Origin of the sequence: Bacillus sp. HNG (genome assembly GCF_003400205.1) — a bacterium.
Classification (GTDB): domain Bacteria; phylum Bacillota; class Bacilli; order Bacillales; family Bacillaceae_L; genus Ferdinandcohnia.
Genome location: NZ_QUQV01000004.1, coordinates 122,422 through 137,591 on the forward strand (window position 1 = coordinate 122,422; position 15,170 = coordinate 137,591).

The 15,170-nt window shown below is 40.7% G+C and carries 17 protein-coding genes; 15 read left to right on the top strand and 2 right to left on the bottom strand.

All coding sequences use genetic code 11. The annotated features are described in order from the left end of the window. The first annotated feature begins 16 nt into the window (after window positions 1–16). The 6 genes from DZB84_RS09385 (at window position 17) to DZB84_RS09410 (ending at window position 5,744) form a co-directional block, all read left to right on the top strand. Entirely contained in the window at window positions 17–1,303 is a 1,287-nt protein-coding gene (locus DZB84_RS09385) for a methyl-accepting chemotaxis protein (RefSeq protein WP_116351998.1), read from the top strand. A 121-nt stretch (window positions 1,304–1,424) separates the two neighbouring features. Beyond that, on the top strand, window positions 1,425–1,874 hold the full coding sequence (gene rpiB / locus DZB84_RS09390) for a ribose 5-phosphate isomerase B (RefSeq protein WP_116351999.1): 450 nt from the start codon (window positions 1,425–1,427) through the stop codon (window positions 1,872–1,874). 57 nt (window positions 1,875–1,931) lie between these two features. Then, entirely contained in the window at window positions 1,932–2,504 is a 573-nt protein-coding gene (locus tag DZB84_RS09395; RefSeq protein WP_116352000.1) for a TIGR01440 family protein, read from the top strand. Between the two features lie 141 nt (window positions 2,505–2,645). Next, window positions 2,646–3,158, top strand: coding sequence for a sigma-70 family RNA polymerase sigma factor (locus DZB84_RS09400; protein ID WP_116352001.1), 513 nt, complete (start codon window positions 2,646–2,648; stop codon window positions 3,156–3,158). Window positions 3,159–3,172: 14 nt separating this feature from the next. Beyond that, a complete protein-coding gene (locus tag DZB84_RS09405) occupies window positions 3,173–4,186 on the top strand; it encodes an anti sigma factor C-terminal domain-containing protein (protein ID WP_116352002.1) in 1,014 nt (337 codons plus the stop codon). Between the two features lie 316 nt (window positions 4,187–4,502). After that, window positions 4,503–5,744, top strand: a complete 1,242-nt coding sequence (locus DZB84_RS09410) for a serine hydroxymethyltransferase (RefSeq protein WP_116352003.1) — start codon at window positions 4,503–4,505, stop codon at window positions 5,742–5,744. 241 nt (window positions 5,745–5,985) lie between these two features. Here DZB84_RS09410 and DZB84_RS09415 read toward each other — a convergent pair whose 3' ends face one another. Together DZB84_RS09415 and DZB84_RS09420 are read right to left on the bottom strand one after the other, a co-directional pair. Beyond that, window positions 5,986–6,147, bottom strand: coding sequence for a type II toxin-antitoxin system antitoxin (locus tag DZB84_RS09415; protein ID WP_083497317.1), 162 nt, complete (start codon window positions 6,145–6,147; stop codon window positions 5,986–5,988). Window positions 6,148–6,159: 12 nt separating this feature from the next. Beyond that, window positions 6,160–7,002, bottom strand: coding sequence for an SPFH domain-containing protein (locus tag DZB84_RS09420; RefSeq protein ID WP_116352004.1), 843 nt, complete (start codon window positions 7,000–7,002; stop codon window positions 6,160–6,162). A 247-nt stretch (window positions 7,003–7,249) separates the two neighbouring features. On the opposite strand from DZB84_RS09420, the gene upp reads away from it, so the two are divergent. From upp to atpA, 9 genes are all read left to right on the top strand, one after another. Beyond that, the gene (gene upp / locus DZB84_RS09425) at window positions 7,250–7,879 is read left to right on the top strand and encodes a uracil phosphoribosyltransferase (protein WP_116352005.1); all 630 of its coding nucleotides are present in this window, start codon (window positions 7,250–7,252) and stop codon (window positions 7,877–7,879) included. 238 nt (window positions 7,880–8,117) lie between these two features. Continuing rightward, a complete protein-coding gene (locus DZB84_RS09430; protein ID WP_223254420.1) occupies window positions 8,118–10,349 on the top strand; it encodes a S8 family serine peptidase in 2,232 nt (743 codons plus the stop codon). A gap of 307 nt (window positions 10,350–10,656) precedes the next feature. Next, window positions 10,657–10,878: an AtpZ/AtpI family protein gene (locus DZB84_RS09435; RefSeq protein WP_116352006.1), complete on the top strand. Its 222-nt coding sequence runs from the start codon at window positions 10,657–10,659 to the stop codon at window positions 10,876–10,878. Between the two features lie 6 nt (window positions 10,879–10,884). After that, the gene (locus DZB84_RS09440) at window positions 10,885–11,253 is read left to right on the top strand and encodes an ATP synthase subunit I (RefSeq protein WP_116352007.1); all 369 of its coding nucleotides are present in this window, start codon (window positions 10,885–10,887) and stop codon (window positions 11,251–11,253) included. 57 nt (window positions 11,254–11,310) lie between these two features. Continuing rightward, entirely contained in the window at window positions 11,311–12,045 is a 735-nt protein-coding gene (atpB, locus tag DZB84_RS09445) for a F0F1 ATP synthase subunit A (RefSeq protein ID WP_116352008.1), read from the top strand. Between the two features lie 88 nt (window positions 12,046–12,133). Then, the gene (atpE, locus tag DZB84_RS09450; protein WP_116352009.1) at window positions 12,134–12,352 is read left to right on the top strand and encodes a F0F1 ATP synthase subunit C; all 219 of its coding nucleotides are present in this window, start codon (window positions 12,134–12,136) and stop codon (window positions 12,350–12,352) included. A 227-nt stretch (window positions 12,353–12,579) separates the two neighbouring features. Continuing rightward, window positions 12,580–13,104, top strand: coding sequence for a F0F1 ATP synthase subunit B (gene atpF, locus DZB84_RS09455; protein WP_116352010.1), 525 nt, complete (start codon window positions 12,580–12,582; stop codon window positions 13,102–13,104). Then, window positions 13,101–13,643 (top strand): F0F1 ATP synthase subunit delta, encoded by a 543-nt coding sequence (locus DZB84_RS09460; RefSeq protein ID WP_116352011.1) that lies wholly within the window; start codon window positions 13,101–13,103, stop codon window positions 13,641–13,643. The genes atpF and DZB84_RS09460 overlap by 4 nt, the downstream gene beginning before the upstream one ends. 11 nt (window positions 13,644–13,654) lie before the next feature. Continuing rightward, window positions 13,655–15,166: a F0F1 ATP synthase subunit alpha gene (gene atpA, locus DZB84_RS09465; RefSeq protein WP_116352012.1), complete on the top strand. Its 1,512-nt coding sequence runs from the start codon at window positions 13,655–13,657 to the stop codon at window positions 15,164–15,166. The last annotated feature ends 4 nt before the right edge of the window (window positions 15,167–15,170 follow it).

Here is a 15,170-nt window from a genome sequence, read left to right on the forward strand (position 1 = left end):
TCAGGGGGAAAATCGGGTGGAAAAAAGGCGCTATAAATTTGGTCTAAGATTAAAATTAGTACTATTTACAACTATTTTAGCGGTTGTGACGTATTCAACATCGGCATTATTCATTTATTTTGTGTATCCATTTGTTGAAGAGATGGTGAGTCAACAAGTCTTTGTGATAAGCACACTGGCTTTAGGAATTATCTGGTCTGGCATTCTTGCTTATTTTGCGGCATCCTTCATTACAAAGCCACTTCAGAAGCTAGAACAGGTGGCAATTCATGCTGCAAACGGTGATATTCGCGAGGATGTACCTGTTTTAAAATCAGATGACGAGATTCGTAGCCTAAGTCTTGCGTTTAATAAAATGCTACATAATCTACGTGAGATGGTCCATAATATCGAGGAAAACTTTGAAAATACAAATGAAAAAGTGATTGAGATTACGAAGGCGTCCAGTCTTGCTTCTGAGCAGGCAGAAAATATTAATCGTACGATATCTGAGATTTCCAAAGGTGCAGACAGCTCGGCAGTATCGATTCAAGAAACGGCTGAATCCGTGGAAGATGTGATTCAAATTGCCGAAGAGGTTCAGCAAAATGCGAAAACGTCACAGAAATTATCTGTTGAAATGGTTGATACCTTAAATGACAGTAAAGATGTTGTGCATTCGCTCGTTTCCGGAATTAATAAGCTTGTTGAAAACAATCAAACTTCGCTTGAGGCGGTAAATCGTCTAGAAACGAATGCGAAGGAAGTAGAACATATCATTTCACTTGTTGGCGATATTGCTGGCCAAACGAACTTGCTCGCCTTGAATGCTTCGATCGAAGCGGCACGCGCGGGTGAACATGGAAAAGGTTTTGCGGTTGTAGCGGAAGAAGTGAGAAAGCTAGCAGATGAAAGTTCAAAGGCTGTACAAGGCATTTCCGAGTTGATTAAAAATATTCAGCAAGAGGTGCGAAATGTAGTTGTCCAGATATCCGAACAAGTTGCGGTTGCTAACGAAGAAGCGAAAAAAGGAACGATTACAAATGAGGCAATTGCTGAAATGACAACGTCTGTCCATGAGGTGGCTGATGCCGTTAAGCAAATTGCTACATTGGTTGAAAAACAAATGGACCGTATTCAAGCGACATCCTTGCAATCACAGGAGGTTGCGGCGATTGCGGAAGAAACATCTGCTGGTGCACAGGAAGTAAGTGCAGCAACCCAGCACCAAACAAGTGTGATTTGTGATGTGGACAGTTTAGCCCAGGAGCTTGCTGGTCAAGCTAGTCAGTTAAAGCAAACCATTCAGCGATTTACGTTATAAAACTTCTGAAAAAAAGCTCCCGTTTTGGTTCGGGAGTTCTTTTTTAGGTATAATAAGGGTAAAGTTTATGTCTTTAGTGCTGAAATAACCAAAAGCGCATTTGATATTAGGGGGATTTACAATGAAAGTTGCAATTGCATCGGACCATGGCGGTCTAAATTTACGTGAAGAAATCAAGCATTTAATGGACGAACTTAAGATTGAATATGATGACTTCGGTTGTGAATGCTCAACTTCTGTTGATTATCCGGATTATGCCTTACCAGTTGCGAAAAAAGTAGCAGACGGGGAATATGATCGTGGTATTTTAATTTGCGGAACAGGAATTGGAATGAGCATTGCTGCGAATAAGGTTCATGGTATCCGTTGTGCACTTTGTCATGATGTATTTAGTGCAAAGGCAACACGTGAACATAATAACAGCAACATCCTGGCAATGGGTGAGCGTGTGATTGGCCCAGGACTTGCTCGTGAAATTGCAAAAGCATGGCTTACAACTGAGTTTTTGGGCGGTCGCCATGAAAACAGAATCAATAAAATTACTGAATACGAAAACAGCACAGAAGAATAGAAGATATTGCGCCTGAGAATTTGTTGAATCAGGCGTATTTGATTGGGGGGTTCGGTAATGGTTGGTGATATTGAAGTATGGAGAGGTCAGCTTCGGACGATTCTTTCAGAGTTTGCGGAAAAAGCTTCGTTGAAAAAAGGAGAACTACTCGTTGTCGGTTGCAGTACGAGTGAGGTTATTGGCGAACGTATTGGAACGGCAGGGTCTGAGGAAGTGGCCGAAATGATTTTTAGTGAGCTAAATTCTCTTAGTAAAAATGTTGGCGTCGAACTTGCGTTTCAGTGTTGTGAGCATTTAAACCGCGCATTGGTGGTAGAGCGTGAAACAGCATTACACAAAAATTTTGAGCAAGTAACTGTGGTGCCAGTTCGAACAGCCGGTGGCGCAATGGCAACCTACGCATACGGACATTTTAACGATCCAGTTGTAGTTGAGTTTATTAAAGCTGAAGCGGGAATTGATATCGGCGACACCTTCATTGGGATGCATCTAAAGCATGTTGCAGTACCCGTTCGGAGTTCCGTAAAGGAAATTGGTGGAGCCCACGTCACAATGGCCAAAGCCAGACCAAAACTCATCGGAGGAGAGCGTGCTGTTTATCCCGATAAAAATGAAAATAAAAAATGCTAAAAGAGCTACGAGGAGCCAAGGGACCAAGGGGTCGGTTCCTGTGGCTCTTTTTTTCCTTTTTGATATTATGTGTAACATTTTAGGGGTTAGTTCGTTTTGTAGGTGAGGTATGATGATGGTAACGAGAGAGAGGGGGCACAGATGAGTAAAGAACGAAATGAAAAGTTAGATGATATTTATCGTCGTTATGCGGAACCCCTCTTTTATTATTTGTTACGAATGTCAGGTTCCTCCACTTTAGCGGAGGAACTTGTTCAGGAAACGTTCTTCCGGGCGACGGTTTCCCTGTCCTTTTATAAATACGAGGACGTCAAACCATGGCTATTTAAGGTGGCCCGTAATACCTACCTTGATGAATGGAGAAAGAGACAACGGTGGAAGTGGGTCCCTTTTTACGATAAAGGCGATATGAAGAGTCCATACGGGATACCTGAGGATGAGATGGTCAGTAAAGAAAATCTAGATGAACTGACGGATTTACTCGACCTACTGCCAGAAAACTATCGCACGATTATTTATTTACGGGAATTTGCGGAATTTTCATATGAGGAAATTCAGGAAGCGATGGAGATGACCGAATCACAGGTAAAGGTGACATTGCATCGGGCGCGGAAAAGGCTGCAAACATTAGTGGAAAGAGAGTTAAAGGACTAAGGAGTGAGTGCATTTTGACAGAGTGGAGCAAAGACAAAGAAAAGCGGGTTTTATGGAAGTATCGTTTTTTGTTGACTGCGAGAATAATTAGAGTTGTCCTTATTCTCTTATTTTTGTATGGGGTTTATATGATTCTACTCTCAATTGGATACGATTCTACCAAGCTTGATGATAAGAATGCCTATCATGTGAATCTAGCTATTGATTGGACACAGCCTGGCCTTCAAGGAGAATATGCGAGGCCGTTAAGTGGAAAAATCACGCCTTTTTTAAGTCAAACAATTACGATACCAATTTCGCGGACGATTGGGAAGGAAGAGCAGATTGTCGGGGAATGGGATGTAACTAAACGACTCTTGAATACACTATCGTCCAAGGAGACTATTTATTTTCAACGTTCAAGTAACCAACAGTTCGGATTTATCTTGCCGGAAGATCCCCGCACAGGTAAGAAATTAGCTGGTGTTACGAAAAGGGCTGATTTACAGGAGTGGCAGAAGCTTGAGATGGTGCATGAGGGGACAGTTGCCAATTTAGCATTTTCAACTTCAAATTTTTTAAAACCAGAAGAGTTACTTGAAAGATTAGAAAAATATGATTTGGATGTTCAGTGGATGCCTTTGTATGCTGGTGAATTAAAAGCATTTAAGCCAGCTTGGACTTCAACAGATGGTGGGGAGAATGTATCTGTTGATACTCTTGGATTAACTAGAGCTGTGGAAATGGATGAGGATTATAAGAGTTGGTCGATGTTGATGTTGGATAGTAATACCATTCAAGAAAACCAGAAAATTATGCTTAAAAATATGAAGGAACTTATTGAAGATGAGAGTGAAACGTATCGCCAAAACGTGCTTGGGCTTTGGTACATGGAAGAGCGCTACGAATATATAAGTGAAAACGGGTTTCTAGTGTATGGTGCCGTCGTTAGCGGTCCAGTCAAGGAACTTTTAAAATTAAAAGAAGAACCAGACTTTAGGAATGTCCGGGTTGGTGAATTCGAATATTGGAATTGGACAACGGAATGAAGGAGAGACAGGGTGGAGAGCCTTGTCTCTTTTAAATGAACCAATAGAACCGTCCCTGCGATTCCAAATAAGTGAACGATTTTTAAAAAATATACTTGAACGTTCGTGTTTTGCAAAAAGAATTTAAGTCTTTTAAGTTGCCGTGAAAACCAATCACAGCAACGTTTTAACAGCTCTTAAACCCCATTAAAAGCGATTTTGTTGGGATATCAATAAAAAACTTAATCTTCCTACTACCGAATAAAAGTGTTACAATGGAAAGGTATTTTTCAAATTAGCGGAATAATTCATACATCGATTAAAAGGAGGATTCCAAATGAAACATTTATCGGAGCAAGATCAACAAGTATTTAGTGCGATTCAAGATGAACTACAAAGACAACGTACAAAAATTGAACTGATTGCATCTGAAAACTTTGTAAGTGAAGCAGTTATGGAAGCTCAAGGTTCTGTATTAACAAATAAATATGCAGAAGGGTACCCTGGCCGTCGTTATTATGGTGGTTGTGAGCATGTGGATGTTGTGGAGGACATTGCAAGAGACCGTGCGAAGGAAATCTTCGGCGCTGAGCATGCGAATGTGCAGCCACACTCTGGAGCACAAGCAAATATGGCTGTATACTTTACAATCCTAGAGCAGGGCGACACTGTACTTGGGATGAATCTTTCCCATGGTGGACATTTAACACATGGTAGTCCGGTAAACTTCAGTGGAATTCAATATAATTTTGTGGAGTACGGAGTCGATCCTGAAACACATAAGATCAACTACGACGATGTACGTGCGAAAGCACTAGAACATAAGCCGAAGCTGATCGTTGCAGGTGCGAGTGCATATCCACGTGCAATTGATTTTAAAAAGTTCAGAGAAATTGCGGACGAAGTTGGCGCGTATTTAATGGTGGATATGGCTCATATCGCAGGATTAGTTGCTACTGGTCTTCATGAAAACCCAGTTCCATATGCGGATTTCGTTACGACAACGACTCATAAAACATTACGTGGTCCACGTGGTGGTATGATTCTATGTAAAGAAGAATATGCAAAGAAAATCGATAAGTCGATCTTCCCTGGTATCCAAGGTGGTCCTTTAATGCACGTAATTGCGGCTAAAGCTGTTGCATTCGGGGAAGCTTTAACAGACGAATTCAAACAATATGCTAAAAATATCGTGGCTAATGCAGCTAGATTAGCAGAGTCTTTACAAAAAGAAGGTCTAGACCTCGTGTCTGGTGGAACCGACAATCACTTATTACTATTGGATGTTCGTTCATTAGGACTAACTGGTAAAGTGGCTGAAAAGGTTCTTGACGATATCGGCATCACAGTAAACAAAAATACGATTCCATTCGATCCAGAAAGCCCATTTGTAACAAGCGGTATCCGTATCGGTACTGCAGCAGTAACAAGCAGAGGCTTCGGTTTGGAGGATATGGATGAAATTGCGTCAATCATCGCATTTGCATTGAAAAACTCAGAAGACGAAGCGAAGTTAGCTGAAGCAAGCGAGCGTGTAGAAGCATTAACTAGCAAGTTCGTACTTTATAACGAGTATTAAGATAGTTGAAGGCAGGAATCCTTTTAGGGGGATCCTGTCTTTTTTTGATAGGGCGTGATAATTTATAGGTAGGGAACAATCCTCTTAGGTTAGGGCACTATTATGGAACTTGGGGCGCAATCCCCGAAAAGTCTTCCGTGTAAACGAGTTTTTTTCGATAAACGAAGCCATTGTCCGATAAACCTCAACCATCCCCCGCCAAAAACAAAGCGCTTAGATATCGTCCAAGCGCAATCTGAAATTACTGTTTATTTTTTGGAATTCTACCTGCCTTTTTAGCCGCTTCTCTTAAAAGAAACTCGATATGGCTGTTGACACTTCGAAAGTCATCGGCAGCCCATTTTTGTAAAATTTCATAGAGGTCAGGATCTAGCCGCAATGGAAAGCTCTTTTTTTTAGACATGCTTGCCCCTCATCAATAGAGAGTACCTGCGTTAATGACAGGTTGAGTTGATTTTTCAGAGACGATCGCGACTAATAGGTTGTTCACCATTTGCACCTTACGCTCATCGTCAAGGTCAACGGTCTTATCCTGCTCGAGTTGCTTGATTGCCATTTGTGCCATTCCGACTGCACCTTCGACAATTTTTTGGCGAGCTGCAATAATGGCAGTGGCTTGCTGACGTTGAAGCATCGCTTGGGCAATTTCAGTTGAATAGGCAAGATGAGTGAGGCGAGCTTCAAGAACTTCGACACCTGCTACTTTTAAACGATCCTGGAGCTCCGCAGCCAATTCATTTGAGATTTCCTCGGAATTTCCACGCAATGTGAGTTCAACATTTTCAAATGTGTCATAAGGGTAGCGAGTAGCAACATGTCGAATCGCGGTTTCGCTTTGAATTTCTACGAATTCCTCGTAATGGTCTACATCGAATACGGCTTTTGCTGAATCAACAACCTTATACACAATAACTGCCGCAATTTCAATTGGATTCCCCTCAACATCGTTTACTTTTAACTTTTTGCTATTAAAGTTGTTTACGCGTAAGGACACGCTTCGGCGAATAGAGAATGGAACAGTTAAAAACATTCCGCTGTCGCGAATAGTTCCTAAATATTTTCCGAAAAAGATAACTACTCCAGCCTTGTTAGGTTGAATGATTGTAATACCAGAAGCCAAAATCACCGCAACAGCGACAAATAGAATTCCAAACACAACCTTTGTGTTGATAAGCATCATGACTCCTAGTGCGATGAATACAGCAATGACTAGAACCCCTAAAAAACCGTTAAGTTTCCATACTTGTGTTTCTTTCATGGGATCGACCTCATTTCATTTCGATATTTATTTTATATTATTATGATATCACTTTTGTATAAAATTGTAAATTAGTTTACTGAACATTTTAATATTTATTCATTCTGTGTATTTTTGAGTTTCGTCTTGAACATGCTTTGTTTTTTCTGTAAAATTTATTGAAGTGCAAAAAACGCAGTTCGTAGTGTTATTTTTTCAACTGAAGGAAATTCTAAAAGAAGCATACTCAAAAAAGGAGAGATGAACGATGGGGAAAGTGTACGTTTTTGATCACCCACTTATTCAACACAAGCTAACATACATACGTGATATAAACACTGGTACGAAGGAATTTCGTGAATTAGTAGACGAAGTAGCAAGCTTAATGGCGTTTGAAATTACGCGTGATATGACGCTTGAGGAAGTAGAGGTTACAACTCCTGTTGGTCAGGCAAAATCCAAAGTTTTATCTGGGAAAAAGATTGGAATTGTGCCAATTCTTCGTGCTGGTTTAGGTATGGTGGACGGAATTTTACGTCTGATCCCAGCAGCAAAGGTAGGGCATATTGGTCTTTATCGAGATCCTGAAACCTTACAGCCGGTTGAATATTATTTTAAAATGCCTTCTGATATCAAAGAACGTGAATTCATCGTGGTAGATCCAATGCTTGCAACTGGTGGTTCAGCAGTTGAAGCCATTAATGCTTTAAAGAAACGTGGCGCTACAAATATTAAGTTTATGTGCCTAGTTGCAGCACCTGAGGGTGTGGAAGCAATGAAAAATACTCATCCTGATGTTGATATCTATATCGCGGCACTTGATGAGCAGTTGAACGACCACGGATATATCGTTCCAGGTCTTGGGGACGCTGGAGACCGTCTATTCGGAACAAAATAAGCGAAAAAAGTGGAAGCGCCTTGCACAGAAACGAGAAAACTGGCCGACTAAATTCGCCACGTCCTGTGGCGCCGTCGGCATTAGCACATCCTGTGCGTCGATATCCGACAAAGAGGCGTATTTTGCCTCTGCGCAGAGGAGTTGAAGTTTCTCGAGGTTCTAGGCGCTGCAACTAGAACTCACATATTCGACCACCTTTTGAGAAATGCTATCTCAAAGAGGTGGTTTTTTTGTGAAAATGTTACTGGGCATTTGTATAAGTATAATCCTCCTATTTTCAACAAATCCTGTCGAAGCGCACCGTTTTCCGGACAGACCCCCATTGCCTAAAGAGGATATGGATGAAGTGGTGCACGAAATCATCATAACGGATGAAAATCAATTTAATTCCATAATAGAGAAAACAAAAACAAGCTATTCCTCCATAAAAATTAACCACATATATAAGCATGTATTTTCAGGTTTTTCCGTAACGGGAAAAAGGCGTGATATTCAACAATTAAAAATGGAGTCCGGCGTTCAACATAGTTCTCCGGTTACAACCTATCAGATTTCTGTTAAAGAAAGTGTTCCTTTTATCGGGGGGGACGAGATTCGAAGTCACTTTGATAAAAAGGATCATCGCTTAACCGGAAAAGGCGTCAAAGTTGGTGTGATTGATACCGGTGTTGACTACACACACCCAGACCTGAGAAGAAATTATAAAGGGGGCTATGACCTCGTTGATGGTGATGATGACCCGATGGAGACCAGGGGAGTTGAAGGGCGAAACACCTCACATGGAACCCACGTTGCTGGGATTATCGCAGCGAATGGGAAAATCAAAGGAGTCGCGCCTGAGGCTGATATCATTGGCTACCGCGCACTTGGTCCAGGGGGAATGGGAACCTCTGAACAAGTTATTGCGGCGATAGATAAGGCAATAGAAGATAAAGTCGATGTCATTAATCTATCACTTGGTAATACCATCAATGGACCCGACTGGCCAACAAGTCTTGCGTTGGATAAAGCAACAGAAAAAGGAATTGTGGCGGTAACTTCGAGTGGAAATTCAGGGCCAAAGGTATGGACGGTTGGTTCACCAGGGACATCATCAAAGGCGATATCAGTTGGTGCATCAACACCGCCAATGACTGTACCATATCTTACAGTGGGATTTTCGGATCGAAAAATTGAGCTCCAACCTCTCCAAGGGTCAATACCGTGGAAACTCATAAAGAAATATGAAATTATTGATGCGGGAATAGGCACCGAAAAAACATTCCCAAAGGCAAAAAACAAAATTGTATTAATGGAAAGAGGGCAAATTACATTTAACGAAAAAGCAGTTCGCGCCCTCAAAGCCGAAGCGATTGCTGTTCTAATTTACAATAATACAGATGGAAACTTCTCAGGTTCATTAGAACAGGAACTTCCAATACCTGTTGCATCCCTTTCGAAAGCAGATGGGGAGTGGCTAAAGAAACAAATGAAGACTCAAAATGCTGTTGTGAAAACCTCGTTCCAAGAGGTGAAAGACACGATTGCTTCCTTTAGTTCTCGAGGTCCTGTTACGCACACATGGGCGATTAAGCCGGATGTAGTGGCACCAGGAGTCGCAATTGACAGCACGATTCCAAATGGATACGAGGAAATGCAGGGGACAAGCATGGCTGCACCGCATGTAGCTGGAGCAAGTGCGATTTTAAAACAGGCACACCCCGGCTGGACACCAGAACAAATTAAAGCCGCACTCATGAATACAGCACGGCTATTAGAAAAAGACGATGGAACCTTGTACAAGCCATATGAACAAGGAGCGGGTAGAATTCAGCTCCATGAAGCAATTCACTCAGAAACGCTAATCTATCCTGGTTCATTTTCGGCGGGACTGTTACATCATCAAGATAAACGCACAGAAAAAAGGATAAACATAACGATAGATAATCAGTCTGAAGAAGAAAAGAAATATTCTTTCGAGATTCCAAAAAACAGAAAAGGAATTCAATGGGATTTGCCCATACCCTTTACTGTAAAACCGAAACAAAAAAAGGAGATTACAATCGGACTTGATATTACGCCAAGTACCATTGGTGCTGGGCTCCACTATGGGAATTTATTTTTAAACGAAGGAAAAAATCGATATCATATTCCATATATGTATGTGATCGAAGAACCCGATTATCCTCGCATTATGGGATTTCAATTTGGAAAAGGGGATAAGGAAGATGTGTTTCGATATGAATTGTACTTACCTGGTGGAGCGGATGAGTATGGGATTGTTCTCTATAATCCAGACAGTTTAAGGTTTGTGACGTTTTTAGATTGGGACCGAAATGTCGCAAGGGGATTAGTAGAGAAAGAAGTGAACAGAAAAGACCGAAACTTAAGTGGTATTTTTAAGGCGATCATTTTTGTTAGAAAAGCTGGCAAAGAGGATATACTAGAAACAGAAATCTCATTTGAGGATACAATGATAGGCGGCCACTAAAACGTTGGTCGCCTACGTCTAATTATGAACTTTTTGTGAACGATAAGCGAATTTTTGGATTAATACTACGATGATAGGACTAACAAAAATCACGATTATATGGCTTTTGTAAGCGGATGTGGAATGCGATAAAATCGCTTGTGAGAAGGTGAACTTTTTCCTTACAAACAATTGACATTAATAGGTGCCTATTGTATGCTTACAAAGGGTATGAATGAGAAGGTTTTCATCGTAGTATTACTTGGAAAATTGAGTATTTTCTGACACGTTCAAAACCTACCTCTAACGCGTAAAGTGGGGGTTGCTAATGTCTAAAAATGATAAGCATCCTTTACGAGCTTATGCGCTAATGTCTGGTATTCTATCTCAGTTAGTAGGATCGATTCTAATAGGTATTTTCCTCGGTAGATGGATTGATCAGATGCTAGCCACTGAACCGCTTTTTTTAATTCTTGGCCTTCTATTAGGACTAGCAACAGGAGTCTACGCAACACTTCGTCTAGTCAATCATTTTTTCTCGGGAGATTAACTTGATATGCAGGATCTATCCATAGCGTTTACGAGGTATCGTAAATACATATTCTACTTACTCGCAATCTATGTACTAGGCTGGGGATTCACTGCATATAAATCGGTCTTCTTAGGATTAATTCTAGGAACACTAGGAAGTCTGTGGATTCTATTTACATTGGCTAGGAAAAACAAACAATTTACGAAAGCCTTTGAAGAAGGTCGGACAGTCCGATCGCTTGGAACAATGTCTAGAATGGCGGTTGCAGGTTTAGCGGTATTAGTCGTAATGGAATATCCAGAAAAGTTTCACTTAGGTAGTATGATTATTGGATTAATGACAGCCTACTTTGTCATTATGATAGATTTCTTTTTTCAAAAACTTCATAAATAGACTAAAGCGTAAAACCTAGGTGTGCGCTGGACAATATGGGAAGAGAGGTGAATACTGTTGGGTCACGAAGCTCCTACGATAGAATTATTTGGCCTTTATTTTAGTAAATCTAACATGCTGATGATCACAATTGCGAGTGTAATTGTATTCATTATCGCAGTTCTCGGAACTCGTACCCTTGCAATGAAGCCAACAGGTGCTCAGAACTTTATGGAATGGGTCATGGACTTTGTTCGAGGAATTATTAAAAGTTCAATGGACTGGCAAACAGGCGGGCGTTTCCAAATATTAGGGATTACATTAATTATGTATATCCTTGTATCAAACTTTCTAGGATTGCCGTTTGCGATCATTTGGGGCCATGAATTATGGTGGAAGTCTCCAACTGCTGATCCAACGATTACGTTAACTCTAGCAGTTATGGTTGTTGGATTATCGCATTACTATGGAATTAAGATGAAGGGTGCAAAAGAATACGGTAAGGATTTCTTTAAACCTATGTCATTTATGTTCCCGTTAAAAATTATCGAAGAATTTGCAAACACATTAACTCTCGGACTGCGTCTATTTGGTAACATTTATGCCGGTGAAATCCTACTTGGATTAATTGCTGGTATGGCAGTAAGTGGTTATGAAAGTGGCATTCTCGGAGGTATCTTAGGTACAATCGGAGCCTTTATTCCGATGATTGCATGGCAAGGATTTAGTATCTTTGTTGGTGCCATCCAGGCATACATTTTTACAATGTTAACAATGGTTTATATTTCACACAAAGTAAGTACAGACCATTAAAAATAAACCTTGTCCAAAATGAGACTTTTTGGGCAAACAAAATCAATTATTATAAAACTTTTTATACAATTAAAGGAGGACTTTTTCAATGGGTTTATTAGCAGCAGCAATTGCAATTGGTTTAGCGGCACTAGGTGCTGGTATCGGTAACGGTCTTATCGTATCTCGTACAGTTGAGGGGATTGCTCGTCAACCAGAAGCACAAGGTAAACTTCAAACTACTATGTTCATCGGGGTTGCGTTAGTTGAGGCGATTCCTATCATCGCAGTAGTTATCGCGTTCATGGTATTCGGCGCTAACGCATAAGATGATTTTTCGAAGCTTTCCTTGAAGTTGCATCTAAGGTCTTTCCTTATTTCGTAACCTTAAAAAGTGAAGGCTAGTTAACAAAATGGCGAAGATCATTCCAAGAGAACCTTCGCCATTCCTTTGTATTACCCAAAAAATGACTTAATCGTGCTTATTATTGCACGTGATGATGAAATGAAGGACTTCCATTCGACCTGGAACTCGCGAAAAAGGAGGGAATATAGGTGTTAGATCTTTTTGTCTTAGGCGCTGCCGCTGGTAAATTGCCTGTTAACCTTGGAGATATCATTTTCCAATTGGTTGTATTCATCATTTTATTAGCGTTACTTCGTAAATTTGCGTTCGGTCCAATCATGAATATCATGAAACAACGTGAAGAACATATCGCAAATGAAATTGATTCTGCAGAGCAAAATCACCAAGAAGCGAAAAAATTAGCAGAAGAACAACGTGAACTTCTTAAAAAGTCACGTACAGAAGCTGCTGAATTAATCGAAAATGCACGTAAGCTAGGTGAAGAGCAGAAAGAAGGAATTATCCAAGCTGCTCGTGACGAAGCCAACCGTTTAAAAGAAGCTGCAAAGCAAGAAATCGTTCAAGAAAAAGAACAAGCCGTTGCTGCTTTACGTGAACAGGTTGCATCACTTTCAGTGTTAGTTGCTTCTAAGGTGATCGAAAAGGAACTTAGCCTTGAAGATCAAGAGAAGTTAATTAACGAATATATTCAAGAGGTAGGAGAAGGGCGATGAGCAAAGGAATCGTAGCAAAGCGATATGCAGTAGCTCTTTTTCAATTAGCAAGTGAACAAAATGCACTTGATCAGTATGAAGAAGAAATTCGTACAGTGAAACAAGTGTTTTCAAATAGCGGTGATTTCCAATCAGTCTTAAAAAATCCAAAGCTTACAGCTGATAAGAAAAAAGCGATTGTAACACAATCTTTTCAAGGTTTTTCACAGATGACATTAAATACGTTGTATTTATTAATTGACCGTCATCGTGAAGATATTATCGCTGATGTTGCGGAAGAATTTATTGCACTTGCAAATGACAAACGCGGAATTGCGGATGCAACTGTCTACTCTGTCCGTCCATTAACAGACTCAGAGGAAGCAGGAATCTCAAGCGTATTTGCTAGAAAAGTTGGAAAATCTTCTTTACGTATTCAAAACATTGTAGATCCAAGTCTGATTGGTGGCGTGAAGCTTCGAATCGGAAATCGTATATTTGATGGAAGTGTAAAAGGTAAGTTAGACCGCTTAGAGCGTCAACTTATTGCGAAAAGATAGGGGTGAAATTCATGAGCATCAAAGCTGAAGAAATTAGTGCGCTGATAAAAAAGCAAATTGAAAACTATCAGTCTGAAATACAAGTGAGCGAAGTTGGTACAGTTATCAGTGTCGGTGACGGTATCGCACGTGCTCATGGCCTCGACAATGTCATGGCTGGAGAACTCGTTGAATTTTCAAACGGTGTCATGGGTATGGCACAAAACCTTGAAGAAAACAACGTTGGTATTATCATCCTTGGTCCTTTCACAGATATTCGTGAAGGTGACGAAGTACGTCGTACAGGACGTATCATGGAGGTTCCAGTTGGTGAAGCATTGATCGGCCGTGTTGTTAACTCTCTAGGACAACCAGTTGATGGTCTTGGTCCAATCGAAACTACAAAAACTCGTCCAATCGAAAGTCCAGCACCTGGGATCATGGACCGTAAATCTGTTCATGAACCACTTCAAACTGGTATCAAAGCGATTGACGCATTAATTCCAATCGGTCGTGGTCAGCGTGAGTTGATCATCGGTGACCGTCAAACAGGTAAAACATCTGTTGCTATCGACACAATCCTTAACCAAAAGAACGAAAATATGATCTGTATTTACGTTGCTATTGGTCAAAAAGAATCAACAGTTCGTGGTGTTGTTGAAACATTACGTAAAAATGGTGCATTAGATTACACAATCGTTGTAACTGCTTCTGCATCTCAACCAGCTCCAATGTTATTCTTAGCTCCATATGCGGGTGTAACAATGGGTGAAGAGTTCATGTACAATGGTAAGCACGTTTTAGTTATTTATGATGACTTAACAAAACAAGCTTCTGCATACCGTGAACTTTCATTATTACTACGTCGTCCTCCAGGTCGTGAAGCATATCCAGGGGATGTTTTCTACCTACACTCTCGTTTACTTGAGCGTGCTGCGAAGCTTTCTGACGCAAAAGGTGGCGGATCGATTACAGCTTTACCGTTCATTGAAACACAAGCTGGTGACGTATCTGCATACATTCCAACGAACGTTATCTCGATTACAGACGGACAAATTTTCTTGCAATCTGACCTATTCTTCTCAGGTGTACGTCCTGCTGTTAACGCAGGTTTATCCGTATCACGTGTTGGTGGATCTGCTCAAATCAGTGCGATGAAGAAGGTATCAGGTACATTACGTCTTGACCTTGCTTCTTACCGTGAGCTAGAAGCGTTCGCGCAGTTCGGTTCAGACCTTGATAAAGCAACTCAAGCGAAACTTAACCGTGGTGCACGTACAGTAGAAGTATTAAAACAAGGTTTAAATAAGCCACTAGCTGTAGAAAAGCAAGTTGCGATTCTATATGCATTAACTCGTGGATTCCTTGATGATATTCCAGTAGAAGATATCTCTCGTTTTGAAGAAGAATACTTCGTATGGTTAGAGCATAACCGTAAAGCTGAAATCTTTGATCACATTAAGTCAACTGGTAAGCTTCCAGAAGATGAAGTATTTACTTCTGCAATCAATGATTTCAAAAAGACATTTGCAGTTTCTGAGTAAAACG

What these genes read in the sequence shown, in the direction of transcription:
- atpE (WP_116352009.1), top strand. Translation starts at nt 12,134, where the DNA reads ATGGGTTTATTAGCAGCAGCAATTGCAATTGGTTTAGCGGCACTAGGT.
- rpiB (WP_116351999.1), top strand. Translation starts at nt 1,425, where the DNA reads ATGAAAGTTGCAATTGCATCGGACCATGGCGGTCTAAATTTACGTGAA.
- atpA (WP_116352012.1), top strand. Translation starts at nt 13,655, where the DNA reads ATGAGCATCAAAGCTGAAGAAATTAGTGCGCTGATAAAAAAGCAAATT.
- DZB84_RS09440 (WP_116352007.1), top strand. Translation starts at nt 10,885, where the DNA reads ATGCAGGATCTATCCATAGCGTTTACGAGGTATCGTAAATACATATTC.
- DZB84_RS09395 (WP_116352000.1), top strand. Translation starts at nt 1,932, where the DNA reads ATGGTTGGTGATATTGAAGTATGGAGAGGTCAGCTTCGGACGATTCTT.
- DZB84_RS09435 (WP_116352006.1), top strand. Translation starts at nt 10,657, where the DNA reads ATGTCTAAAAATGATAAGCATCCTTTACGAGCTTATGCGCTAATGTCT.
- DZB84_RS09410 (WP_116352003.1), top strand. Translation starts at nt 4,503, where the DNA reads ATGAAACATTTATCGGAGCAAGATCAACAAGTATTTAGTGCGATTCAA.
- DZB84_RS09415 (WP_083497317.1), bottom strand. Translation starts at nt 6,147, where the DNA reads ATGTCTAAAAAAAAGAGCTTTCCATTGCGGCTAGATCCTGACCTCTAT.
- DZB84_RS09430 (WP_223254420.1), top strand. Translation starts at nt 8,118, where the DNA reads ATGTTACTGGGCATTTGTATAAGTATAATCCTCCTATTTTCAACAAAT.
- DZB84_RS09400 (WP_116352001.1), top strand. Translation starts at nt 2,646, where the DNA reads ATGAGTAAAGAACGAAATGAAAAGTTAGATGATATTTATCGTCGTTAT.
- DZB84_RS09420 (WP_116352004.1), bottom strand. Translation starts at nt 7,002, where the DNA reads ATGAAAGAAACACAAGTATGGAAACTTAACGGTTTTTTAGGGGTTCTA.
- upp (WP_116352005.1), top strand. Translation starts at nt 7,250, where the DNA reads ATGGGGAAAGTGTACGTTTTTGATCACCCACTTATTCAACACAAGCTA.
- DZB84_RS09460 (WP_116352011.1), top strand. Translation starts at nt 13,101, where the DNA reads ATGAGCAAAGGAATCGTAGCAAAGCGATATGCAGTAGCTCTTTTTCAA.